Raw genomic sequence first — 23,664 nt, forward strand, 5'->3', positions numbered from 1 at the left:
CTCCTTTTTTATGAATCCCAGATGGCGCCGTAGGCGGGAATGCCGAGGCGTTCGAGGCCGTGTACCACCTGCCAGGTGAGTTTCTTGTTGGAAATGCAGATTACGGCTTCGGCGTCGAATTCCCGGTAGGCGCGGTAGGCGAGTTTGACCATATCCGGCTTGCCCAGATGTTCGGTATTCCAAATCAAGGCTTCCGGCTGCACAGTCAGGATTTCGGCGACCAAGTCGTCGCCATAGGTCTCGCGCGGGCTTCGCGTGGACCAGACCAGGCGCGCCGGCACTTCCTGCGCCAGCAGGTGCGGTAGACAGGGGCCTATGCCGCTGCCGGTGGCGACCCAAACAACCCGCCTGAACAGCTGATCAATGTTGCCAACCCCCGCCGTGGGGATGCCTCGCACCCAGACGTGGCCGGGGCAGTCGTCGATGAATTGCCCGGTCCAGTCGCCGGCGCGGGAGATGACAAGCCTGAAACCGGGTTCACCCGGCGACGGCGCGTTGGCGAAGGAATGCCATTCCAGCAAGGGGCTGCGGCTGAGAGGCGTGGAGGAGCCGGCGAATGGCGTGACACCGTGATCGAAGCGCACCAGGGTGGCATGGTTCGAGGGCTTCTCGATTTGTACCGGCACCCTGCGCAACCGCATCCAGGGCAGTGCGACGCTTAAAGTCAGCACCGCCAGCACCCAGGGGCCGGGCGTTTGCAGCCAAGTGCTCAGCGTTTCACCCGCCGGGGCCTGAGCGTGGGTCAGCACCAGGGATTGCATCCAGAACAGCGCCAGCAAACTCCAGCCGGCAAAACGGTGAATCGCCTCGAAAACGTTGTGGAAACGGGCCCGTATCGGCGGAAAGGCGGAAGCCAGCATCAGCGCCATCAAACCGGCCATTGCACCGTTGATCACCAGTGCCGCATCGGGTGCCCTGACTTGCCGTTCCGCGAACCCGAGCGCGAACACCACGGCATAGGCAGCGAACCAGAGAGAGCCAGCGGTAGCACAGCCACTGTGCAATCCACCGAAGTGATAGACCTTGCCCAGCGTCTGGCGAATCTTCAACGGCCAGGAGGTCGGCGCACGAGTGGCGAGCCAGAATAGGAGGTTGATCACGTACTGCTGTCGAACCAGGATGGCGACGGAGAAATTGCCGAGCACCAGGCTGGACAGCTGCGGCAGTAGAGCCGGATTCGCCAGCGACCAAGTACCCTGCTGCACCATCGACACCAGCACCCCGAAGTTCACCAGGCACACCAACGCAAACAGCCGGTGGTAATGCATGAAATAGGGATGTTTGCCGATGCGCCGCCACCAGGACAGTGGCGGGGGCAGTGTGACCTCATCCTGCCGCGCCCCGTCATCCTCGCACAGCTCAATAGCTGCTTTACCATGCGCCGGGCAGACCTCGGTGAGACGAGCCGCTGTGGTCATGACAGCACCTCCCCTGCCCCGTATGCGTCGCGAGCCTGTTCGAGCAGTTGCCGTTTGTCGACCTTGCCACGACTCGTCGTGGACAGGACATCCACCGGGAACAGCCGGGCGGGCACGCAGTAGTACGGAAGGTGTTGGGCGACCTGTTGTCGGGCCAGATCGGCGTCCACCCCTGCCGGGCAGACGAAGGCGACCAGGGTCTCGCTGTCGAGCTTGAGCGTCACGGCCTTCGTACATCCCAGCGTGCCTTCCAGGGCGCTGGAGACAGCGTCCAGCTCCACCCGGAAGCCCTTGATTTTCACCTGGTCGTCAGTGCGCCCCAGGTGCTCCAGCTCGCCGGATTCCGTCCAGCGGCCCAGATCCCGCGTGCGGAACATCTTGCCACGACCGAGGAAGGGGTCGGGGCGGTAGCGGTCCGCATTGAGTTCGGGATTGTTGAGGTAGCCTGCAGTGACGCAGGCGCCCCCGGCCCACATTTCACCGACTTCGCCGATGGCACAGGGCTCACCGTGTTCATTCAGCACATAGACGGTGTTGTTGGGGGTCGGCCGACCGATGGTGAGCGGGCCTTGGTCTCCGTCAACACGTTTCATCGTGTTGACGATGGTGGTCTCGGTGGGCCCGCAGGAATTGTAGAAGGTACACTGCCGGGCCCAGCGCAGGGCCAGAGGCTTCGGGCAGGGTTCACCGGCGACAGCGACAACCCTTACCTCCGGGCAACGGTACGGGTCTATGCGGGACAGTATCGATGGCGTGGCGATAAGCACCTGGCAGTGCTGCGCCGCGGCTTCGAAATCCGAGCCGCGTAATACCAATGTACCGCCGTGCGCCAGACAGCCCCAGATTTCCCAGGCCGCCATATCAAAACCGATGTTCATCATCTGCGCCACCTTCCATCCGGGCCGGATACCGAGATTGCCGGGTCGGGTCAACAGGATGTTGCACAAATTTTTATGGGTCACCTGCACGCCATTCGGCTTGCCCGTGGTGCCGGAGGTGTAGAGCACGAAGCAGTTGGGGTCGCCTGCGTTGCTGGCCGTGATTGGCAGTGGCGCAGACGCGGCGACCGTTGCCCTTTCCAGGCATTCGTCGAGGCACAGGTAGAGACGCCCCCCCAAGTCTGGTAAACGGTTCCGCAGGTGGCTCAGCGTCAGTACCACCTGGATACCGGCATCCTGAATGACATGCTCGAGTTGGGCTTTCGGTGCCTGGCGGGCGTCCTGCGGGACATAGGCCGCGCCCAGTCTGGTAACGGCCAGCATGGCGACCACCATCTCGATAGAGCGCTGCACGAACAGGCCGACATGACTGCCGGCACTGACACCCGCCTGCAGCAGTCGCACGGCCAGGGCATTAGCGCATTGCTCCAGTTCGCCGTAGGTCAACGTTGCGCCCTGATGGTCAACGGCAACAGCCTCCGGTTGCCGCTGTGCCCAGCGCTCCACGCAATGGTGAATTCTGGTATCGCCCGGCCGCTCCACCGGGCCGAGGCCGAAGTCGATAAAGCGTCGCCGGTCCTCTGCTGAGAGATTACCTAAGACTTCTCGACGGATGGGCGGTGCATCGGATTCAAAAGATCTGGATGATTTGGCAAAACAAACGGCAGGGAGGTCGTTTTCCAAGATGCGCTTCACAAGGTTTACTCCATGGCAGCAGTCTCGGCCTCCACTCTACGAGGGGAATATCACGAAGATTTCCGCAAATTCTTACAATTTGATAACAGGAGCACATTTACCGGCTTGCGCTCTGTACTTCGGCTGCAGGCAGGCTGATGATGAACTCCGCACCCTGGGGGGCGCGGTTGGCAACACAGATTCTTCCCTGCTGCAATGTCATCATGCGTTGCGCGATGGCCAGTCCGAGCCCGGCATGGCTGGACGCCTGAGCATCTGATTCGATATGGCCCCCCCGGTAGAAGGGCTCGAAGATGTGTACAAGGTCCTGTTCGGGAATACCTGGCCCGGCATCGCGAACACTAACTTCCAGCAGATGCTCGTCGCCCGCGATTACCAGCTCGACCTCGCTGTTGGCGGGGGCGTATGCGATCGCATTGCTAAGCAGGTTGTCCAGCACCCGCTCGGTCATGGCCAGGTCGGCACAGGCCATCGGGTTTGAGGGCTTGCCGTTCACTTTCAGCGCCACCCCCTTCCTGCCCGCTTCCGGCGCGTGCTTCTGGGCAATATCGTGGACCAGTTCCGCCAGGACGAATGACTCGAGCTGCGGGACTTTCTCGCGGGCATCCAGGGCCGCCAACTCAAACAGTTCGTCCACCAGCCGGCCGAGACGGCGCCCCTCCTGCAAGGCGATATCTAGAAAGGCATCTCGCTCGGTAGCGCTGAGGCTTTCGCGCTTCAATTGCAGCGCCTCAATATACCCTTGCATGGAGGCCAGCGGTGTTCTCAGGTCATGGGACACCTGGGCGACCAGCTGACGGCGTTGGGTGTCCTTTTCGCGCAGCTGTTCTATCTGGGTGGCAATCCGCCCTGCCATCTGGTCAAATCGCACCGCCAGATAGTCGATCTCGTCACTGTCTGCCCGCAACTGCATGGCACGGGGCGGCCGGGTCATGCCGCTGTTTTCAAAGGCCTCGACATGTCGCGTCAGGCGGGTCAGCCGCCGGGTCAGCAGGCGGAACACCGCCAGCCCGGCAACCATGCCCACCAACAGGCTGGTAATCACTGCCCAGGTACTCATTTCTATGTAATGGCTACTGCGGGCTATGGCTTCCGCCAGATCGTATTCCTCGCCCCGCAGCACCACATAGAGATAGCCTTCCGGGTTTTCGGCCGAAGGCACCTGGGTCACGGAGAAAACCTTGCGGCGGTCGTGACTGCGAGGGTCATCGCCGAGCACGGGGTACTCGCTCATATCCGCCAGCAGTTTACGGATCGGCTCCAGGGAGACCCGCTTGCGCTTGATTCTGTCCGGCTCTGCAGAATAGGAAAGAATAGTGCCATCCATATCCAGCAGATAGATCTCAATGCTGGGGTTGATGGTCATGTACATCTCAAACAGTCCCTTGAGGGCCTTTTGATCGAGGCGCCCCTTATCCACCAGGTTGCGGTCCGCCACCAGGTTTTTGGCCAGATCGCGATTCAGTTCCTGGTCCAGGGATGCGTTGTACTGCCTAAGGGAGTAAATACTGATAAAGGAATAGGTGATGCCCACCGCAGCCAGCAGCAGGAATAGCCCCAGCGCCAGGCGGAGATAAAGGGTTCTGGGTAAAATCACGGTTCAATCCATAAACCGGTAGCCCACGCCCCAAACCGTCTGGATAAAAGCCGGGCTGGCGGGATCCCGTTCGATCTTGTTACGCAAGCGATTGATGTTGGTGTTTACCGTGTGTTCGTAACCTTCGTGCTGATAGCCCCAGACCGCGTCCAGCAACTGGGCGCGGCTGAAGACCCGGCCGGGATGGCTGGCAAAATGCCACAGCAGCTCAAACTCCCGGGCGGTAAGCTCCACATCCTTGCCATAGACCTGTACCCGACGTTTGGCAGGGTCGATGCACAGACCCTGGAACTGGATTTCCGCGCTGACGCTGTCCTTTTCCGGCCTGGCCAACATGGCATCCACCCGCCGGAAAAGTGCCTTGATACGTGCCGCGAGCTCCGCAACGCTGAAGGGTTTGGTCAGGTAGTCATCCGCCCCCATCTCCAACCCCAGCACCCGGTCGAGCTCGGTCCCCTTGGCCGTCAACATCAGTACTGGCACATAATCGGTACTGGAACGGATCTCGCGGCACACCGAGAGCCCATCCAGCCCCGGCAGCATCAGGTCCAGGATAACCAGATCGATACCTCCCTCCCGGAAGCGGGTCAGACCGACATCTCCCCGATCCACGAGGATGGCTCGTATGCCCAGGTCCTCCACGTGCATGCGTACGAGCTGGCCAATGCTCGGGTTGTCCTCAATGATTAGTATGTGTCGAGCCATTAGTTCCGGGTTTTCGGGTGAAAAAATGCTTCTTGTCTACCCATTATGTCGCCGTGCAGCCCCTGGTATCCTCGGCTATCATGCCGCCACACAACATCAACGTGAAATCGGCTATTTCTTCCCAAGGATGACGGCATCACAGATAGCTGCATACAGCCGGATACTCTGGCGTGAGGCTCTCGAATTACTTCCAGAATGAACTGACCGTATACATCGAATTTCATAAAACCTGAAAACTAAGTGCTGGAAAGCCTCGGTTCATATACCACTTCCAGCTTGATACCGTCTGGGTCGGAGAAGAATACAGCGTAATAGCCTGGCGTATAGTCATACTCTGCGGGCTTGTCCAGTATGGTTACTCCACTTTCACAGAGGAACTCGTAATATCGATTCACATCTTCCGAGCCTCCTGTCAATCCGCTATCAGCGGCCTCAGAAAGCCTGGAATTGTCAAAGATTAGTTCAGCGTACTGGCCTGCGCCCTGCAGGTCGTCGCCGGATGCCAACCACCTCCTACGCTTGTCTGCGCTCACGAGCCAGTCCCAGACTTCCTCTTTCGGCTCCGGCAAAAAGCGCTCGAAACGCAGGGTATCAGTGTCAATGATACTGCAACAGCCCATCGTATATGCTTCCATTATTTACTATGACACTACAACCATAATTAAATCGGTTCTAAGATAACTAAAATGGTCCACACTAACATGCTTAAAATAATTTTTTCTTGATATTAAGCCGCCAGCCAATTCTCGAAATAGAAGCCAATGTATTTGTCCTTTCAGTGGCAAATTGTCACCTCCCTTAAATCCTTTTCCGTCCACATTAAAAACTGTGATTCCTTCGACCTCTTCTGGATCTGGATCAAACCCATTGGGATGGATAAATCGAACTTTTGTTGCGGTATTATCAGATCTAATTTTGTAAACATGGATACCAGCATTCCGACCATGTTCACCCTTATCATCAACAGATAAGTAGAGCAAACCATCGGGAGAAAAAGCGCCTCCTTGAACTCTACTAAGTTCTAGATCTAAATCTACTGTGTATAGCGGTACTAAATTATCGCCATTAGAAAAGTTTCTGTCATAAACAAACAACTTATTAACATTGTCGAAATCTGATGAGAACATCAATCCGTTAACTGGATTGATTGCGACCCATGGAGCATCTAGCTGAGAGGTGAGAATCCCCATCCGAGGGTTATTATATTCATCTCCATCGTAGGCAAATATACGGTCGCTTCCGTTTCCAGTCTCTCCCGGACATTTTTCCACTGCGACAAACAATGTGCCACCAAAGTGTTCTCCATCTCCTAAATGGTTACAACCATTTCTTTCTGAATTTACATTATATTTTTCACTTTCATAGCTTAAAAGATCATCAGAAAAAGGAACTTTGTAGATATTATATTCATCAATCAAGTACCAATTTTTTGAATCAAATGCTACTCCCTGTAAGACTTTAGAGGCATATTTAGCATGTGGATAATTCGGTTGATACTTAAAAGACTTCCAAATAGAGTTAGGACTCAACAATCTGTACGAACTTGCTTTATTATCCAGTTTTTCAATATTATCAACTTCCTGAAACGCTTGATCTGCATTACCTAGATAAACTCCGCACCTACCACGTAGATTTGATGCAGAACAGAGCAACAACTCATGCCCAGGTTTAACATAAACAGAGCTAATACTATCTTGAGCGCTTTCTCCATTATCATATTTATTATCCGATAAATCCAAATCATCGCTAACTACAGATATCCTACCACCACTCCCAAAACCTCCCTGAGCGAGAATTGCCTTTTCAGCTGCATTGACATTAAATGTGTTTACTAACAATACTGATAGTAATAAAAGCCTAAATGCATCATGACACCTCATAAAAACCATACAAAATCCCTCAATTGTAGACAACTTTCTTAGTTTATTTATATTCCCATTATTCAGACGTCAGCAGGCAATTCTACTAAATGGGGTAAATGCTTAGCTCGGCAAACGCGCCAATGGGGAGTCGGAAAGGCCACCTCAGTAATAGGCGCTTCATGCTGGCACTCCGGCTAACATCTTGGGCGTCGGCAAGTCAATACCTCGCATGCCAAGCGATATAGGATTCTGGAAAGCAAATGATCGCAGCGCCAGCGCCCGCCGCATCCCCAATATATCGCTCTATCCACTCCATGCCGTCGTCCACTGACCGGGAAACGGCGGCGAAGCCAGCGCTATCCGAATAATGGATGAGTATGGCTCACTTATGACAGACCCTGTGCTCTCGATTATATTTAGAGTGCCGGCCGCCTTGCAAACAAGGCCCAGGCACCTGCTGAGAACAGTAATATTCCACCAGTAATGTTTAGTCTACGTCGCGCCTGATCTGTTGACAGCATCTGACGAGAAAAAGAAGCGAAGTTTATGTACAGGATAGATATAATAGTAGCTATAACTACAAAAGTAGTTGCAAGCAACCAAAGTTGCACCGCGCTATTTGCACCGGGCTCAACGAATTGTGGAAGAAAGGCCGCAAAAAATACTACCCCTTTGGGATTAAGCGCCGTGACAAGGTAGGTATTAACAAAAACTCTCCAACGCGAACCTACAGAGCCTGGCCTTACGGACTCAACTGTCATTAGCCCCCCGCGAAACATTTTTATTCCAAGGTAGAGAAGGTATAAACCACCTACCGCCTTTATAATGTTGAACCAGAATGACGACACGGCAAGCAAGGCGCCCAAACCAATAGTCGATACAAGCAGCGCCGTTGAATCACCGAGTGCGACCGCGGCTATCAGCGGCAGGCTGGCACTCCGACCGTGAGCTACTGAATAGCTAATTACCGCTAGCATTGTTGGACCAGGAATAATAATTAAGGCCACTGATGCAACAGAAAATGCAAACCACGTTTCGACTGTCATTAGGCTTACTCTTGGAAGCGATGGTATTATAGAGAGTCTAACGGGGTTATAACTTCTGGCACATCCAGAGACTGGGAATCTCCACGGAAAAACCGGCTTTCCTGTAGGCTCGACGTGCCGGTGCATGGCTAGGATCACCGCCAGTGGAAACAGTAGCGACAAGCATCCCTGACTCCTCCATACGGGCGACGGCAAAATTGTACATAGCCGTACCAACACCCTGCCCGGAATAGTCCGGGTGCACCGCGTTTAGACCGACTTCCCCAAGCTTGGACTCACTGTTCAACTGCAGGGAGACAAATCCTACTATCTTCCCATCCAGCTCTGCGATAAAAACCTCCCAACCGGAGTCCGGCGACAACAATGAAGCCAATAGATTGCTTTGCGCGGCGTCTTCGCGCGCTTGAGCTATCTCGTAGATTTCATCACCGAGAAGGGCGCGAAAGGAGGCAAAAACCGGTGAAAATGCCGCCTCGCGTATTGCCTCCAGTTGCGGTAGATTCTCGGTATTCGCCGGAGCAATTTTCAGAGTCATTTTCCTGATTATCTCTGCTCAAAGCAAAACACATCACTATCTTCCCATAGGAAGAAAAGCAACAACAGGTCATACATGCCACACAATGTCCATTTAGCCACACTCAACCAGAAAGGAGGTGCTAATTGTTAAACTCTCTACCCGAAAATGAGCTCTTATCGGCAGGCTGGGGATGACAATCAAATAGATCATCCTTTAACTATTTGATTGCCACCTTGACTCTCTGACGGATTCGCATAGATAGCCCACCATTTCAAAGGCCCAAATCATGCGACAACCTTAGCAGAAGATGACTGCGCCACTCAACTTGGAAACCTACTTGGTTACAAAGGGCCAGGGATCTTCTGGTATACTGAACATTGGCCTTGTCCGGTAATTCTCAATATAAGTTAAAGCTGGCATTTCGCACTCCATAGTCGTCTGCCCCCCTCTGTTTATATATTCTGCATAAATTGTGAGAGTGGCAATTGCAAAACCATCACTGCTTGTCGTGACCCAAGGGGTATTCAGCTCCTGCTGCCCCCTCCAATCAAAGTTTTTCAGCCTACATTTTACTCGACCAGAGGATTGGGCATTATTGGCCCTAACCCACACCTCAATCCGCGTGAAAGTATCTTCATTTCTCAGGTCATCATTAATCTCTACAGGGCAAGTAACATACGAATAGTTTAAAGCCTTAATCTTACTATTTTCATAAACTATGCATGTCACCATGCCTGTATGGCCATTGGGGCTGACACAAGACTGACGACAGCGTTTCCCCCCCTATATTCCCAGCGGCCAGCGCCTCTCCAGAAAAAGCCAATGCACTTGCCAAAAGTAAGTGTTTGATCATAAATTGCACCCAAAAGAAAAGTTAAAGATATGATTTAGGGGATCCATCAGCACCTTGGCCAGAGCCAAACGGTCACCGATAATCAGGACGAAAAAATACCAAACAATAAAACCGGACATACAAGTCAAATTGGCCAGCACCGCTTCTTCCTGGCATTTTTTTGATCTTAGCCATTCAAGTCGCCTCGCATCTTTGCCATTCTGCGACACTACCGCAGCCAACCCTCCGTCCCGTCTTTTCGAGCTGCACTTATAAGTGGACGCAGGCTTCATAGTGGCAGCAAACATTCGCGTTACCACTTCACGGTTGACCTGCCGTCCGAGAAGGCGCGACGACCCCAGTTACCGCCATTATGGGAGGTCGCGCGAGCCAGTTCGGAAGTCTCGCTTCCACGGTAGAGGGTGCCGAACAGCCAGTCGCCGATGGGATAGGTAATATTGAAATTATAAAACTGCATCAGGCGCGGGTCATGATGGCGGGAATGCAGTCGACGCAGTGTCGCCATACCGGGCAATCGCCCCACCCACGAGTTTTCACGCATGTGGTAGGCGAGGTGTAGCAGTTCGTAGTTCAGGAAATAACAAAACACCGTCGCCATACATAGCCAAGCCTCATTGCTGCCGAGCAGCCAGCGCACCAGCAGAGCCATGGGAAGCACAGTAATCAACAGGAAGAAGGTCACCAGCACCGGAGGGAAGAGCACTGCGTGAAAATCCCGGCTACTGTCATAGGCCATGGCATAATCCCGAAAGAATCGGTGATGGCGCAGTGTGTGGCGCCGATATACGGCACCCAGCCATTTTTGCCGGTGATGCATGGGCCCTCTGTGACCCCAGTATTCCATCAGATTTGTGCAGATAAAGACGATGGGCACCATCAGCCACTGGCACCAAGTGGTATCGTGCAACTGTGAAATGCTGTAGAAAATCACAGAGATACTGGCACTGACCGTAAAGGTCAGATGCAACCAGCCGTTATAGATGGGGCCGGTAAACTGTGCCCTGTAACGCCGGCGATAATTGTCCGGGCTTCTATTATTCTTCATTGACCGCCTTTACTCTCAGCTTGAGCGGCTACCCCTGATTTGTTCGCCCACGATTGCGAATGCGGCAATTAGCGCACTCCACGCGGCCTTATAGGCTCCGTACAGAGCTCTAGAAAAGCATACAGGACAACAAGACCGAAAGTGCACGCCGAACCTGCCAGCATCAGGACAGATCGGCCTTCCGCTTTCGGCTGTAGGCCTCCGGAAGAAGATTCAAGTAAAAATCGGCCGCCACCTGAACACGCTGACATTCGGAGGAGTCGTCAAAACGAAGGCCCTGGGCGACACCGTCGATGAGGCCACATAGTTCCCGACCGCCCAGCTCCTCGTCGTTGAGAAACAGCTGTCCGCGCATCCCTTCCAGGCAGACGACGAGCTGACCATCGCCGACCTGATCGCTTTCAGTTACAGCCAGACCCATGAACTCACCTCGGCCAGCTTCGACGACAACCCCGCTGTGTAGAAATGGTATCAGACCATCAAGGGAGGGCCGGCCTTGGAACAGGCGATGGAGCAGCTCCCCCGGTGGCAAGCTTTTTACCTTTCTCCAAGTCCAAAACCTATGCTTGGGGACACTGATCGATCTGTCAACAAAAAGCCCCACCATATCTGGAGGGGCATTGTTGTCGACGAAGAAGAAGATCCAGCATTTCCATTGAAGCCTTTAGTTCCCACCCGGATCGCCCAGCCCTCCCTTTCGGGTCTGCTCCTTAATCATTTCAGATGACCTACTGGATACCCTTTCCCACTCCCTAGCCGTCATGCAGACCTTATGCCTGCGGTGGGAGCCAGTAATTAGCTCTACTTTGCAAATTTTCTCGTCCTTCTCGTCTGCCGGAAGGTTACTGCCGGCCGCACTGTCCTGATTTGCTGTTGACGCAGGCCCCCGACTTTCACCCGCTCCAGAAGCACAGCCAGTCAACGCGCCAATACTGATCGCAAATGCCAAAATCATCTTCAGCTTCATAGAAACATACCAAATCTGAATGACGCCATGTTGAGAGGTAACGGAATGCCACTCCAGTCAGAGATCCTGAAAAATTCGGTTGCTTCGACACAGATCAAAATCCACCCGATCATTCATAGCACATAATTCAGCCGCTGCCTGAGTCGATTAAGACAAAAGCAGACCGGACACCCAAATAAAAAAGCCCCGCCATCTCCGGCGGGGCTCTGTATTTAGAAGGAGAAAAAATCAGGCGCTGACCGCAGTCTCGATCTTCTTCAGCTCCTCATCGCGCAACTCGCGGCGCAGTATCTTACCGACATTGGTCTTCGGCAGGTCCTCGCGGAACTCTATCTGCTTCGGCACCTTGTAGGCGGTCATGTTTTCACGGCAGTAGGCGACCACTTCCTCCTCGGTCAGGGAGGGGTCCGCCTTGACCACGAACAGCTTGACCACTTCGCCACTCTTGTCATCGGGGATGCCGATGGCCGCCGCTTCCGCGACCTTGTCGTGGGTACTGACCACGTCCTCGATCTCATTGGGATAGACGTTGAAGCCGGACACGATGATCATGTCCTTCTTGCGGTCGACGATCTTGATGTAGCCGTCGTCCTGGATCACCGCCATATCGCCAGTGCGCAGCCAACCCTCGCTGTCGATGGATTCCGCGGTGGCCTCCGGGCGCTGCCAGTAGCCCTTCATTACCTGCGGGCCGCGCACGCAGAGCTCGCCGGGGGAGTTGTTGGGCAGGTCGTTGCCGTTCTCGTCGATCACCTTCACCTCGGTGTTCGGCACCGGCACACCCACGGTGCCCATCTGTACGGCATCGGCGGGGTTGAAGGACACCACCGGGGAGGTCTCGGTCAGGCCGTAGCCCTCGGTTACCACACAGCCGGTCATTTTCTCCCAGCGCTTGGCGGTATCGCGGGTCAGGGCCATACCGCCGGAACAGGTGGTGTGCAGTTTGCTGAAATCCAGTTCGGCAAATTCCGGGTTGCGCATCAGGCCGTTGAACAGGGTGTTCAGGCCGGCAAAGCCGGTAAAGCGCAGCCCCTTGAGGGTTTTCACGAAGGCCGGGATATCGCGCGGATTGGGGATCAGCAGCGAGTGGTTGCCGGTGGAGAAGAGGCACATGCAGTGGATGGTAAAGGCGTAGATGTGGTACAGGGGCAGCGGTGCCACATAGAGTTCCTCGCCTTCCTTCATGGAATCGCCCAGGGCCTCGCGCACCTGTTCCATATTGGCCACCAGGTTGCGGTTGGTGAGCATGGCGCCCTTGGCGACGCCGGTGGTGCCACCGGTGTACTGCAGCACGGCGACGTCTTCCGGCGAGCGCTGCACGTCTTCGTGGGGCTGCCTTCCCCCCAGGGACATGGCCTCGCGGAAGTTGACCTGATTGGCGAAGGAGAAGTCCGGCACCATCTTCTTGATGTGCTTGGCCACGCTGTTGATCAGGATGCGCTTGATTGGGCTGTGCAGGTCGGCGATCTCGGTAACGATCACCTTTTCCACGCCCGTCTCCGGCACCACTGCCGAGGCGGTATCGGCGATATTGGCCAGCACCACCAGCGCCTTGGCGCCGGAATCGTTCAGTTGGTGTTTGAGTTCGCGCTGGGTATAGAGCGGGTTGGTGTTGACCACGACCAGGCCCGCGCGCAGGGCGCCGAACACGACCACCGGGTACTGCAGCACATTGGGCAGTTGCACGGCGATGCGGTCGCCGGGTGAAAGGCTTGTGTGGTTCTGCAGGTAGGACGCAAATTTGGCGCTCAGTTTGTCGATATCGCCGATGGAGAGCGTCTGCCCGAGGCAGGTAAAGGCTGGCCTGTCACCGAATTTGGCGCAGGCGTTGTTGAATACGTCGAGTATGCTGCGGTCGATGTCCAACTGTCTTCTCCCAGTCCTATTTGTTGTTGTCGCTTACCCACATCTTCCGTTCTTATAGACGAAATCTGCCACAAGCAGGAGTGTGTGGGCATTTATTTATTGTTTGTAGTGTTATTTTTCTCTGTCAGTCGCCCTGTCGGTTTTCTGCGGGAAAGAGGTCTGCCAGGGAGGCCGCCAGTTCCCTGTCGCCGGAATAGCGAATGTCCCCCAGCAGAAAGGCGTGGCGCGCGCTTAAACGGCCGTCCAATATAGCACTCAAAGTGCTGTTTGCCATTTCCAGAATCAGCGCCGGGTTCTCCGCGTGCCCGAAATGTTGCACCACTTGATGTAACACAACCCCGCCCTCGCCGGATTGCGGCGACAGAGCCAGGTAAAAGTCGCTGGCATCCGGTAGCCGGAACTGTACCCGAGCGAGTGGGTGCGAACAAGCCAGGCGCCGCAGGCGGTCAGTGATGTGATCCGGCAAATGCATGGGCGGCCGATTCCAGAATGTACTTATTGCAGTTTCTGCTTCGTTGCAGGAGCAGCGGGGCGGCCATGGACCGCTCCTACAAGGAGAGCAATAAAAAACCGCCGGCTTGGCGGCGGTTTTTTTACAGGTGACGGGGCTTAGAAAGCGAAGTGCTCCGCATCCAGCTCCATCAGGTTGTCAGCCCCACTCAGGATAGCCGCCGCGTGACTGCCGGTGCGCGGCAGTATGCGGTCGAAGTAGAAGCGCGCGGTGGCCAGCTTGGCGCGGTAGAAATCCGCCTCGCCTGCACCTTCGGCCAGCTTCTCGTTCGCGACCTTGACGGCGCGGGCCCAGAGGTAGGCCTGCACGGCGTAGCCGGAGAACATCAGGTAGTCGACCGAGGCCGCACCCACTTCGTCCGGGTTTTCCGTCGCCTTCATGCCCACGTGCATGGTCAGGTCGCCCCACTGCTTGTTCAGTTCCTGCAGCCTGGTGACGAATGGGGCCAGTGCCTCGTTGTCGATTTCCGCCTCGCAGAACTTGTGCACGATTTTGGTGAACTTGCGCAGCAGCTCGCCCTGGCTCATCAGCACCTTGCGGCCCAGCAGGTCGAGTGCCTGCACTCCGGTGGTGCCCTCGTAGATGGTGGAGATGCGCGCGTCGCGCACATTTTGCTCCATGCCCCACTCGGCGATATAGCCGTGGCCACCGAAGCATTGCAGGCCCAGGTTGGCAGACTCGAGACCTGTCTCGGTCAGGAAGGCCTTGGCGATGGGCGTCAGGAAGGCCAGCAGCTCGTCGGCTTCCTTCTTCTCCTCTTCGCTGCCCTTGTGGGTGCGATCCACCTGCTGCGCACACAGCAGTACCAGCATGCGCGCGCCCTCGGCGAAGGCCTTCTGCGTCAGCAGCATGCGGCGCACATCCGGGTGCACGATGATCGGGTCGGCCGGGCCGTCCGGGTTTTTCGGTCCGGACAGGGAGCGCATCTGCAGGCGGTCCTTGGCGTAGGCCAGGGACTTCTGGAAGCCGGCCTCGGCGTGGGCCAGGCCCTGCAGGGCGGTACCCAGGCGCGCGGTGTTCATGAAGGTGAACATGCAGTTCAGGCCCTTGTTCGGCGGGCCGATCAGGAAACCCTTGGCACCGTCGAAGTTCAGCACTGCAGTGGCGTTGCCGTGAATACCCATCTTGTGTTCCAGGGAACCGCACACGACGCCGTTGCGCTCGCCGACGCCGCCTTCGGCATTGGGCAGGAACTTGGGCACGATAAACAGGGAGATGCCCTTGGTGCCGGCGGGGGCGTCGGGCAGGCGCGCCAGAACGATGTGGACGATATTCTCGGCCATGTCGTGCTCACCGGCGGAAATGAAAATCTTGGTGCCGGTGATGGAATAGGAACCGTCGGCGTTGGGCTCCGCCTTGGTGCGCAGAATGCCCAGGTCGGTGCCGCAGTGGGGCTCGGTCAGGCACATGGTGCCGGTCCAGGAGCCCTCCACCAGCTTGGTCAGGTAGGTTTCCTTCTGCTCGTCGGTGCCGTGGGCCTCGAGGGTGTTCATGGCGCCGTGGGACAGGCCCGGGTACATGCCCCAGGACCAGTTGCTGGTACCCACCATCTCACTCAGGATGGTGCCCAGGGAGGGCGGCAGGCCCTGGCCGCCGTGAGTCGGGTCGTGGGCCAGGGCTGGCCAGCCAGCCTCTACGAACTGCTGGTAGGCTTCCTTGAAGCCCTCCGGGGTGGTGACTTCGCCGTCATTCCATGTGCAGCCCTGCTGGTCGCCCACCTGGTTCAGCGGCGCCAGCACGTTTTCACAGAACTTGGCGCCCTCTTCCAGGATGGCGTCTACCAGATCCGGCGTGGCTTCCTCATAGCCCAGGGACGCGTAGTGTTGGTCCCAGTCCAGCAACTCGCGCATCGCGAAACGCATATCGCGCAGTGGAATCTTGATATCGGTCATCCTGCTACCCTCAATTCGCTGTTGTATACCGATGGACCGGGAAAAACCGGCCGGTCAGTTTTATGACTCGTATTTACGATTGGTCCATCATAGTAGCAAGCCGGCGAGCCCCTCTATGGCGAAATCCGTCCAAAGCGGTGACAGATTGGTTCGGGGTGGTCGGTATGGCTATGGGGGGCGAACCTTGTGCTCGCCCCCTAAAAAGCACGAAATATCTCCGATGCTTAAGGCGAAGGCCCTGATACCGGTGGCTCTTTGCGGGACTGTTGGCGAGAGGGACCTCGCCGACAAGCCTACAGGGATGTATTCACGGGGGGCGCCTAGCCCGTGTCCCGCAAAGAGCCACCGGTAGCAGGGCCGCCACCGAACTGGCTACCGTGCCACTCCGGACACGGGCGAACACAAGGTTCGCCCCTAAACGCCGCTCCTGCGGCTGCGATACTCACCGGGGGTAATACCGGTCCACTTCTTGAAGGCGCGGAAGAAGGCGCTGGACTCGTCGAAGCCGAGCATCTCGGCAATCTGGGCGTTGGACAGGTCCGGGCAGCTCAGGTAGTGGAAGGCAGCCTCCATGCGGCACTCGTCCTTCAGCTTCTGGTAGGAGGTACCCTCCTGCTGCAGGCGCCGGCGCAGGGTGGTGACCGACATGTTCAGTCGCTCGGCGACCACTTCCGCTGCGGGCATGGACTCGCTTACGTCCCGGTTCAGGATCGTCTTAACCTTGGTCTTGATGCTGTTGGCGCTGCCGTCGCTGATCACCAGGTGGTAGGGGGCGGTGCGGATAAAGTCCTCCACCGTCTGCGGGTTCTGCACCACCGGGTAGTCCAGGTAGCGGCTGTCGTACTCCAGCGCGTTGACGGGCTGGTCGAATAGCAGCTCTTTCGCCTCGCTCTGGGCCAGGGTGCGGAACTCCTCCGGGCAGGGGAAGGAGAAATGCAGCCGCGCCAGCGGGATCTCCCGCCCCACCAGCCAGCAGTAGAAACGGTGCCAGACCGCCAGGGTGGTGCGGATCACGCCCGGATCCGTCTCCGCAATCAGCTGCTCGAATTCACCGGGCGCCAGGGAACTGATGCCGCAGATGGCCACCCGCTCGCGGCCGCCTTCGGCGGGCTCGAATACCGGCTTTACCTTGAAACCGCGACAGATTTCCATGAACTCGGCGGACAGGGTGATCGCCTGGCGCACCGTCGCGCAGTTGACCACCGTCAGGCACAAAAGCCGGAAGGAGCCGGAACGCACGCGCCCGCCGCTCAGCATGCCGAACCACTCGTCCTGCACCAGCCACATGACCCGCTGGTACAGGCGGCCGTACCTGAGTGCGGAGAAGGCGGCGACGCCCTCCAGCTCGCGCTCGTCTATGCCCACCGATGCCAGCAGCTCGCCGCGATCGCAGCCGTGACGGGTCGCCTCCTCCAGCAATCGCTCCAGGTAGGCGATGGGAATGCGGATGTCCTCTTCCGACACTGCCATTTATTTTTTGCGCCTGCGCAACCAGCTCAATAGCGCTCCGAAGCCCAGTGCCGCCACGATGATCACCGCGAGAAAAACCAGCAGCAGCACCGCGTAGGCAGCCACATCCTCGACCGGCAGGTCCCAGCTCCATATGGCCGCGGCGATAAAGGCGATGCAGGCGAGCACACTGGTGATAAAGGAGCGGCTCTTCTTCTTTGCCATGGGGATCCTGTGGAATTTGAACAGTTGGTCGGTGCCGGAGGGCGACACCGCCGTTGTAATGTCGGAATACGGCGCGGCATCGTGAGGGATGGGCCGCCCGCTGTCAACGCGCTAGCCGACAATCCCGCCCTTCGCCAGGCGCGCCGGATCCAGCAGTTTTTTCAGTTCGTCCTCACCCAGGTCCGTCATTTCCAGCGCGACTTCGATCACCGGGCGGCGGCTCCGGTAGGCTTCCTTGGCGATCTCCGCCGCCTTTGCATAGCCGATCACCGGGTTGAGCGCCGTCACCAGGATCGGGTTGCGGGCCAGGGTCTCCTCGACGCGCTCGCGATTGACTGCGAAATCCGCAATGGCCCTGTCGGCCAACAGCTGTGCCGCATTGCCCAGCAGGCGGACACTCTCCAGCAGCGTGTGCGCCACCAGCGGCAGCATTACATTGAGCTGGAAGTTGCCGCTCTGCCCGGCCACGGCGATGGTGGTGTCGTTGCCCATCACCCGCGCAGCCACCATGGCCACGGATTCCGCGATCACCGGATTGACCTTGCCCGGCATGATACTGCTGCCCGGCTGCAACGGTCGCAGTTCGATTTCCGCCAGGCCCGCCAGGGGGCCGCTGTTCATCCAGCGCAGGTCATTGGCGATCTTCATCAGCGCCACCGCCAGTACCTTCAACTGGCCCGACAGCTCCACGGCGGTATCCTGGCTTGAAATTGCGGCGAAGAGATTGTCCGCAGGGCGGAACTGCTGGGTGCTGTTGGCGCTCAGTTTCTGGGCGAAGAGCTCGGCAAAATCCGGGGGCGCATTGAGCCCCGTGCCTATCGCAGTGCCGCCCTGGGCCAGCTGCGCCAGGCGCGGCAGTGTGCCGCGAATGCGCTCGCGGCAGGATTCGACCTGTGCCGCCCAGGCGCCCACCTCCTGCGCGAGGGTCATGGGCACGGCGTCCATCAGATGGGTGCGCCCGGTCTTGACCACGTCCTCCACCGTCGCCGCCTTGTCGCACAGCTCCGTGTGCAGGTGTCGCAGCGCCGGCAGCAGGTGATCGCGCACCGCCAGCAGCGCCGCCACGTGAATCGCACTGGGGATCACGTCGTTGCTGCTCTGGCTCATATTGACGTGGTCGTTGGGGCTGATCTCCAGGCCACTGTCGCGGGCAGCCCTGCTTTTGTTGGCAATGCTGGCCAGCACCTCGTTCACGTTCATATTGGTGCTGGTGCCCGAACCTGTCTGGTAGACATCCAGGGGGAACTGCGTGGCCAGGTGCCCCTCGTCGAGGGATTCACAGGCGGCAATGATGGCCGCGGCCCGCTCGTCATCGAGTAGCCCCAGTTCCCGATTGGCCTGGGCCGCTGACTTCTTGATCAGCACTATGGCACGGATAAATTCCGCCGGCAGCTGGCTGCCGCTCACCGGGAAGTTCTCCACGGCACGGTGGGTATGGGCACCGTAGAGAGCGTCCGCCGGCACCAGCACCTCACCCAGGCTGTCTTTTTCCATGCGGTACTTTTTACCGGATTTACTGGCCATGGTCGCGCTCCCTATTCGGGTTGGACGGGCTGGATCTACTCCACCACGACGGTGATTTTTTCCGACACCACCGGCTTCTCGTGCGGGATATGCAGGTAGTTGCCCAGTACCAGCTGCAGTGTCTGCTTACCCGGCGGCAAGGTGATTTCCGTTTCGGTCTGTCCGCCGCCGAAGTGGATCACCTGCTCCGAGGCGGGCAGCGGCTTGCCCAGGTCCGGTAACTGGTCCAGGCCGATCAGCAGGTGGTGGTGGCCGGTGTTCTCGCGGTCGATACCCGCCGGCGCCACGCCCATGCCGGACAGGCCGAATTTCACGGTGAAAGTCCTGCCGACTTTCTCACCGTCTTTGGGGGATATGAAGTAGACCTTGGCCCCTGCCGGCGCCTTGGAAACCAGTGACTTCTGCTTTTCCGCGTCCGCCTGCAAGGCGGGGGCGAACAGCAGCGCGCTGGCGAGAAATAGGGACTGGTAAGCTTTCATGACAACTCCCTGTAGGTTGGTGATTGAAAATAAATTCCGGTCGGGCGAGCGCACCCCCTTCCCAGCGTGGAACTGCGGCTATGTTAGTTTCCCCGGCACACCTTCGGTAACCGGCCGGCTAGACGCTGACCCGCCCCTCCTGGGTCCACTCGCAGCGCACCTGCATATCGCCGCTGCCCGGTTCGTGGTAGAGGCCGGCGGCCTCCCAGGTGAAAGAGTGGATCCCGGAGAGTTCTGTCTCCAGGTGCACCGTGGCGGAAACCCAGTACATGCTGTGCAGCAGTTCCTCGAACTTCTGGATCCAGTGGTTCCACTCGTACTCCACCGCGCGGTAGGAGGCGCCGAAGTGGATCACATCGGTCTGGTACTGGGACTGTTTCACCTTGATGGTGGGAATGGAAAACATATCCCGGCACAGGAAGGGCCACTCGTCGGCACTGGGCAGTGCCAGCACTGCCGCGCGATTGACACGCCTGCGCTCGGCGCCGCCGGCGAGGCTGTTACTGTCTTTGATACAGCCGTAGACAATGGATTCCTGATCGCCCTGGAGCACGTGTACCTACCCTTACAGCGGCGCCAGTGGATAAAAATTATCCGGCGCGAAAAAATCTTGGTGCCTCACTTTAACGGCGAAGAGAGGAGAAAGCTATAACCGGGATCTCAATCAGATTTCGATGCCACGGCCGCGCAGCATTTCGAGAAACCCGTCCTCGTCCATGGTGGGAATATCCAGCTCCCGCGCCTTGTTCAGTTTTGAACCGGCGCCGGGGCCGGCGACGACGGTGTGGGTGTTGGCGGATACGCTGCCGGCCACCTTGGCGCCGAGGCGCTGCAGGTAATCCTTGGCCTCGCTGCGCGACAGCGTCTCCAGCTTGCCGGTCAGTACCCAGGTCTGGCCCGCGAACGGCTGCTCCTCGCCGCCCTGCTCTTCCGGCTCCCAGTGCACGCCGGCCTGGCGCAGTGCCTCAATTTCCTCCTGGGCGTGGGGCTGCTGGAAAAACTCGGCGACGAAGTGCGCCACCACCGGGCCCACGTCCTCCACCTCCTGCAGCGCTTCCTCGTCCGCCTGCATCAGCGGTTCCAGGTCGCCGAAGTGCCTGGCCAGGTTGCGCGCGGTGGCCTCGCCCACCTCGCGGATGCCCAGCGCATACAGGAATTTCGGCAGTGTGGTGTCCTTGCTGCGCTCCAGGGCGTCGAGGAGGTTCTGCGCGGACTTCTGGCCCATGCGCTCCAGCTCCACCAGTTGCTCGAGGTTTAGGTGGTAGAGGCCGGAGACCGAGTGCAGCAGTCCCTCGTCCACCAGCTGCTCCACCAGCTTGTCGCCGAGGCCGTCGATATCCATCGCCTTGCGCGATGCGTAGTGCTTGATCGCCTGCTTGCGCTGGGCGGAGCAGATGAGGCCGCCGCTGCAGCGGGCCACCGCCTCGCCGGGCGTGGACTCCACCGGCGAGTCGCACACCGGGCAGTGGTCGGGGAAGACGATATCCCGCGCATCTTTCGGGCGCTTGCTCATCACCACCGAGACCACCTGCGGAATCACATCACCCGCGCGGCGGATCACCACTGTATCGCCGATCTTGACCCCGAGGCGCTGTATCTCGTCGCGGTTGTGCAGGGTCGCGTTGGAGACCGTCACACCGCCGACGAATACCGGCTCCAGCCGCGCCACCGGCGTCACCGCGCCGGTGCGACCCACCTGGAATTCCACGTCCCTGAGCAGGGTCATCTCCTCCTGGGCGGGGAACTTGTAGGCCATGGCCCAGCGCGGCGCGCGGGCGACGAAGCCGAGGCGCCGCTGCAGGGCGATATCGTTGACCTTGTAGACGATGCCGTCGATATCGTAGGCCAGCTCGCCGCGCTTCTCGCCGAGCTTCCGGTGGTATTCGATACAGGCCTGGATATCCTTCGCGGCCGCCATCTCGCTGTTGATGCGGAAGCCCCAGCGGTTCAGTTGCCGCAGTATTTCCGTGTGCCTGTCCGGCAGGGTGGCGCCCTCCACCAGGCCGACGCCGTAGGCGCAGAGTTCCAGCGGGCGCTTTGCGGTGATGCGCGAGTCCAGCTGGCGCAGGCTGCCGGCGGCGGCGTTGCGCGGGTTGACGAAGGTCTTCTCACCGGCCTTGGCCGCGGCCTCGTTCATTCGGGCGAAGCCCGCCTTGGGCATATAGATCTCGCCGCGCACCTCGAGTACAGCGGGCACATCGTCGTCCAGCAGCCGCAGCGGCACCGAGCCGATGGTGCGCACATTCTGGGTGATATCCTCGCCGATGGTGCCGTCGCCGCGGGTGGCCGCGCGCTCCAACACGCCGTCGCGGTACAGCAGGCTGATGGCGATGCCGTCCAGCTTCGGCTCGCAGGCGTATTCCACCGGCTCCTGGGTGTTGAGGCGGTCGCGCACGCGGCGGTCGAATTCCAGCAGCTCCTCATCGCTGAAGGCGTTGTCCAGGGACAACATCGGCACCTCGTGGCGCACCTCGGCGAATTCCTTCAACGGCTCGGCGCCGACGCGCTGGGTCGGGGAGTCCGGCGTGATCAGCTCGGGATACTCTTTTTCCAGTTCCTGCAGTTCGCGCAGACGGCGGTCGTACTCGGCGTCGGGCAGTTCCGGATTGTCGAGGACGTAGTACTGGTAGTTGGCGCGTTCCAGTATCGCGTGCAATTCCTGGGCGCGTTCGCGTTTTTCGGTAGGGATGTTTTTTGTCATTGTGTGTTCGCAAAAATGGGGAATTCTTGCCGGTGGGGGATGCGTTCTGTAGGAGCCTGCTTGCAGGCGAATGATACGGAGCTCCGATCCTGTTCGCCTGCAAGCAGGTTCCTACAGGGCGGGCCTGCGGCCCGGGCCCCCTCCCCCGGCCCCTCCCCCTCAAGCGGGAGAGGGGAGCTAATCTTTCTGGTTTTGGGGAAACACAGCCTGCACCGGGTGCATCATCCGAGTCCCGAGTCCCGAGTCCCGAGTCCCGAGTCCCGAAAATACTACCCCTGCGCCCTGGCCAGGGCCTTGCGGCGCTGGTATTCCATTACGCGCTGGCGGTAGTGCTCGGCAGTCTGGCCGGTGAAGACGCTGCGGTTTTCGTCTTTCAGTTCGCCGCCCAACTGCTCGGCGATCTGGCGCGAGGTGGCCAGCAGCTGCTCGAAGGCCTTCAGGGCCGAGCCCTCGATCGGCAGCGCCAGAAAGAGGCTCAGGCCGGGGGTGGTGAATTCCTCCATCTGCGCCAGATCGAAGACGCCGGGCACCACCATATTGGCGAGGCTGAACACCACCGGGCCGTCGGCGCCACCGCCCTGGTGGTAGTGGAAGATGTTCATTTCGCCGAAGCGCATGCCGGCGGCCATCATCGCGCGCAGTATGTCGTTGCCCTCGAAGCAGTCGCCCTCGGGAGCCATCACGTTGATGATCAACACTTCCTCGACGGGGGATTTTTCCCGCGGCTTGTTCGGTGTCTTATCGCTCGATTTGTTCACCGGGGCCTTCTTCTCCTTAGGCTGGGGCTCGATCTCCCGCGCGCGGCTGGATTCCTGTACCGGTTCGGCGGTTTCCGTCTCCGGCACTGCGTTCAGCGCTGTATTAGCACTAAGGGCTTCGAGGCTTTCCGACTCGTCGAGTTCCGGCTCGCGGCGATTTTCGTCCACGGGAACCGAGTCCATCAGGGTGGGCACCTGCTCTTCCAGGTTGAGTGAAACCTGTTCCGGCTCGCCCCGGCTGGGTGTGCTGCCGGCGAGAGGTTTGCGTGAGGACATAAAGCTCTCCTGTACCTGGCGGTTCACCTGCAGGGCCTCCTCCAGTGCCCGGCGCTGCACCACGCGCACCTGGCCCGGCAATTCTGCGGCTATCTGCCGGCGCTTCGCCTCCTCCTCCGGATCGAGATAGTCCTCCTCGTCCAGGGTTTTCTTTTTTTCCGTCCGGCGCGGTGTCGACAATATGTCCATGTCGTCGCCGTCCCGTTGCATGGCCCGGGACAGGTTGCGCGAGACTTTCATCGCCGCACGCTGCTTCACAATCGCACGGCGCACGCCGTCCAGTACCGCCAGCAGCAGTATCAGGGCGAGGATTGTTATCAGCCAGTTTCCCATTTAAGC

Annotated in this window: 21 protein-coding genes; all 21 read right to left on the reverse strand. The window is 58.5% G+C overall.

The genetic code is table 11. The annotated features are described in order from the left end of the window. Positions 1-8: 8 nt before the first annotated feature. The 21 genes from AC6R19_RS10815 to zipA all read right to left on the reverse strand — a co-directional run bounded on the left by AC6R19_RS10815 (position 9) and on the right by zipA (position 23,658). On the reverse strand, positions 9-1,418 hold the full coding sequence (locus tag AC6R19_RS10815; protein ID WP_500579834.1) for an FNR domain-containing protein: 1,410 nt from the start codon (positions 1,416-1,418) through the stop codon (positions 9-11). Then, complete coding sequence (locus tag AC6R19_RS10820) at positions 1,415-3,052, reverse strand: amino acid adenylation domain-containing protein (RefSeq protein WP_500579835.1); 1,638 nt, start codon at positions 3,050-3,052, stop codon at positions 1,415-1,417. Before AC6R19_RS10820 ends, AC6R19_RS10815 begins: the two co-directional genes overlap by 4 nt. 97 nt (positions 3,053-3,149) lie before the next feature. Beyond that, positions 3,150-4,649: a sensor histidine kinase gene (locus AC6R19_RS10825; RefSeq protein ID WP_500579836.1), complete on the reverse strand. Its 1,500-nt coding sequence runs from the start codon at positions 4,647-4,649 to the stop codon at positions 3,150-3,152. A gap of 3 nt (positions 4,650-4,652) precedes the next feature. Beyond that, a complete protein-coding gene (locus AC6R19_RS10830; protein ID WP_500579837.1) occupies positions 4,653-5,354 on the reverse strand; it encodes a response regulator transcription factor in 702 nt (233 codons plus the stop codon). Positions 5,355-5,590: 236 nt separating this feature from the next. Beyond that, a complete protein-coding gene (locus tag AC6R19_RS10835; RefSeq protein ID WP_500579838.1) occupies positions 5,591-5,989 on the reverse strand; it encodes a VOC family protein in 399 nt (132 codons plus the stop codon). A gap of 6 nt (positions 5,990-5,995) precedes the next feature. Next, positions 5,996-7,243: a hypothetical protein gene (locus AC6R19_RS10840; protein WP_500579839.1), complete on the reverse strand. Its 1,248-nt coding sequence runs from the start codon at positions 7,241-7,243 to the stop codon at positions 5,996-5,998. A gap of 389 nt (positions 7,244-7,632) precedes the next feature. Further along, the gene (locus AC6R19_RS10845) at positions 7,633-8,262 is read right to left on the reverse strand and encodes a LysE family translocator (protein ID WP_500579840.1); all 630 of its coding nucleotides are present in this window, start codon (positions 8,260-8,262) and stop codon (positions 7,633-7,635) included. 46 nt (positions 8,263-8,308) lie between these two features. Next, positions 8,309-8,797, reverse strand: coding sequence for a GNAT family N-acetyltransferase (locus AC6R19_RS10850; RefSeq protein ID WP_500579841.1), 489 nt, complete (start codon positions 8,795-8,797; stop codon positions 8,309-8,311). A gap of 831 nt (positions 8,798-9,628) precedes the next feature. After that, positions 9,629-9,919 (reverse strand): hypothetical protein, encoded by a 291-nt coding sequence (locus tag AC6R19_RS10855; protein WP_500579842.1) that lies wholly within the window; start codon positions 9,917-9,919, stop codon positions 9,629-9,631. A gap of 5 nt (positions 9,920-9,924) precedes the next feature. Further along, positions 9,925-10,677, reverse strand: a complete 753-nt coding sequence (locus tag AC6R19_RS10860; protein ID WP_500579843.1) for a sterol desaturase family protein — start codon at positions 10,675-10,677, stop codon at positions 9,925-9,927. Between the two features lie 163 nt (positions 10,678-10,840). Beyond that, on the reverse strand, positions 10,841-11,098 hold the full coding sequence (locus AC6R19_RS10865; protein ID WP_500579844.1) for a hypothetical protein: 258 nt from the start codon (positions 11,096-11,098) through the stop codon (positions 10,841-10,843). A 774-nt stretch (positions 11,099-11,872) separates the two neighbouring features. After that, on the reverse strand, positions 11,873-13,510 hold the full coding sequence (locus AC6R19_RS10870) for an AMP-binding protein (RefSeq protein ID WP_500579845.1): 1,638 nt from the start codon (positions 13,508-13,510) through the stop codon (positions 11,873-11,875). 124 nt (positions 13,511-13,634) lie between these two features. After that, positions 13,635-13,982, reverse strand: coding sequence for an SCP2 sterol-binding domain-containing protein (locus tag AC6R19_RS10875; RefSeq protein ID WP_500579846.1), 348 nt, complete (start codon positions 13,980-13,982; stop codon positions 13,635-13,637). 137 nt (positions 13,983-14,119) lie between these two features. After that, complete coding sequence (locus tag AC6R19_RS10880) at positions 14,120-15,913, reverse strand: acyl-CoA dehydrogenase C-terminal domain-containing protein (protein ID WP_500579847.1); 1,794 nt, start codon at positions 15,911-15,913, stop codon at positions 14,120-14,122. Between the two features lie 414 nt (positions 15,914-16,327). Further along, positions 16,328-17,383, reverse strand: a complete 1,056-nt coding sequence (locus AC6R19_RS10885; RefSeq protein ID WP_500579848.1) for an AraC family transcriptional regulator — start codon at positions 17,381-17,383, stop codon at positions 16,328-16,330. Next, complete coding sequence (locus tag AC6R19_RS10890; RefSeq protein ID WP_500579849.1) at positions 17,384-17,587, reverse strand: hypothetical protein; 204 nt, start codon at positions 17,585-17,587, stop codon at positions 17,384-17,386. It lies immediately after the preceding gene. 111 nt (positions 17,588-17,698) lie between these two features. Further along, positions 17,699-19,111, reverse strand: a complete 1,413-nt coding sequence (locus AC6R19_RS10895; RefSeq protein WP_500579850.1) for a class II fumarate hydratase — start codon at positions 19,109-19,111, stop codon at positions 17,699-17,701. A gap of 35 nt (positions 19,112-19,146) precedes the next feature. Next, a complete protein-coding gene (locus AC6R19_RS10900) occupies positions 19,147-19,590 on the reverse strand; it encodes a DUF4399 domain-containing protein (RefSeq protein WP_500579851.1) in 444 nt (147 codons plus the stop codon). 118 nt (positions 19,591-19,708) lie between these two features. After that, a complete protein-coding gene (locus AC6R19_RS10905) occupies positions 19,709-20,143 on the reverse strand; it encodes a hypothetical protein (RefSeq protein ID WP_500579852.1) in 435 nt (144 codons plus the stop codon). Positions 20,144-20,254: 111 nt separating this feature from the next. Continuing rightward, positions 20,255-22,291 carry an NAD-dependent DNA ligase LigA gene (gene ligA, locus AC6R19_RS10910; RefSeq protein ID WP_500579853.1) on the reverse strand — a complete coding sequence of 679 codons (2,037 nt, stop codon included), beginning with the start codon at positions 22,289-22,291 and terminating at the stop codon, positions 20,255-20,257. Positions 22,292-22,560: 269 nt separating this feature from the next. Next, on the reverse strand, positions 22,561-23,658 hold the full coding sequence (zipA, locus tag AC6R19_RS10915; protein WP_500579854.1) for a cell division protein ZipA: 1,098 nt from the start codon (positions 23,656-23,658) through the stop codon (positions 22,561-22,563). Between the last annotated feature and the right edge of the window lie 6 nt (positions 23,659-23,664).

Source organism: Microbulbifer sp. SE14 (genome assembly GCF_059834885.1).

Excerpts from the sequence above, each read along its gene's own strand:
- ligA (WP_500579853.1), bottom strand. The coding sequence starts at position 22,291 with ATGACAAAAAACATCCCTACCGAAAAACGCGAACGCGCCCAGGAATTG.
- AC6R19_RS10855 (WP_500579842.1), bottom strand. The coding sequence starts at position 9,919 with ATGTTTGCTGCCACTATGAAGCCTGCGTCCACTTATAAGTGCAGCTCG.
- AC6R19_RS10890 (WP_500579849.1), bottom strand. The coding sequence starts at position 17,587 with ATGGCAAAGAAGAAGAGCCGCTCCTTTATCACCAGTGTGCTCGCCTGC.
- AC6R19_RS10840 (WP_500579839.1), bottom strand. The coding sequence starts at position 7,243 with ATGGTTTTTATGAGGTGTCATGATGCATTTAGGCTTTTATTACTATCA.
- AC6R19_RS10885 (WP_500579848.1), bottom strand. The coding sequence starts at position 17,383 with ATGGCAGTGTCGGAAGAGGACATCCGCATTCCCATCGCCTACCTGGAG.
- AC6R19_RS10895 (WP_500579850.1), bottom strand. The coding sequence starts at position 19,111 with ATGGCCAGTAAATCCGGTAAAAAGTACCGCATGGAAAAAGACAGCCTG.
- AC6R19_RS10900 (WP_500579851.1), bottom strand. The coding sequence starts at position 19,590 with ATGAAAGCTTACCAGTCCCTATTTCTCGCCAGCGCGCTGCTGTTCGCC.
- AC6R19_RS10845 (WP_500579840.1), bottom strand. The coding sequence starts at position 8,262 with ATGACAGTCGAAACGTGGTTTGCATTTTCTGTTGCATCAGTGGCCTTA.
- AC6R19_RS10875 (WP_500579846.1), bottom strand. The coding sequence starts at position 13,982 with ATGCATTTGCCGGATCACATCACTGACCGCCTGCGGCGCCTGGCTTGT.
- AC6R19_RS10880 (WP_500579847.1), bottom strand. The coding sequence starts at position 15,913 with ATGACCGATATCAAGATTCCACTGCGCGATATGCGTTTCGCGATGCGC.
- AC6R19_RS10850 (WP_500579841.1), bottom strand. The coding sequence starts at position 8,797 with ATGACTCTGAAAATTGCTCCGGCGAATACCGAGAATCTACCGCAACTG.
- AC6R19_RS10865 (WP_500579844.1), bottom strand. The coding sequence starts at position 11,098 with ATGGGTCTGGCTGTAACTGAAAGCGATCAGGTCGGCGATGGTCAGCTC.
- zipA (WP_500579854.1), bottom strand. The coding sequence starts at position 23,658 with ATGGGAAACTGGCTGATAACAATCCTCGCCCTGATACTGCTGCTGGCG.
- AC6R19_RS10815 (WP_500579834.1), bottom strand. The coding sequence starts at position 1,418 with ATGACCACAGCGGCTCGTCTCACCGAGGTCTGCCCGGCGCATGGTAAA.
- AC6R19_RS10860 (WP_500579843.1), bottom strand. The coding sequence starts at position 10,677 with ATGAAGAATAATAGAAGCCCGGACAATTATCGCCGGCGTTACAGGGCA.
- AC6R19_RS10835 (WP_500579838.1), bottom strand. The coding sequence starts at position 5,989 with ATGGAAGCATATACGATGGGCTGTTGCAGTATCATTGACACTGATACC.
- AC6R19_RS10830 (WP_500579837.1), bottom strand. The coding sequence starts at position 5,354 with ATGGCTCGACACATACTAATCATTGAGGACAACCCGAGCATTGGCCAG.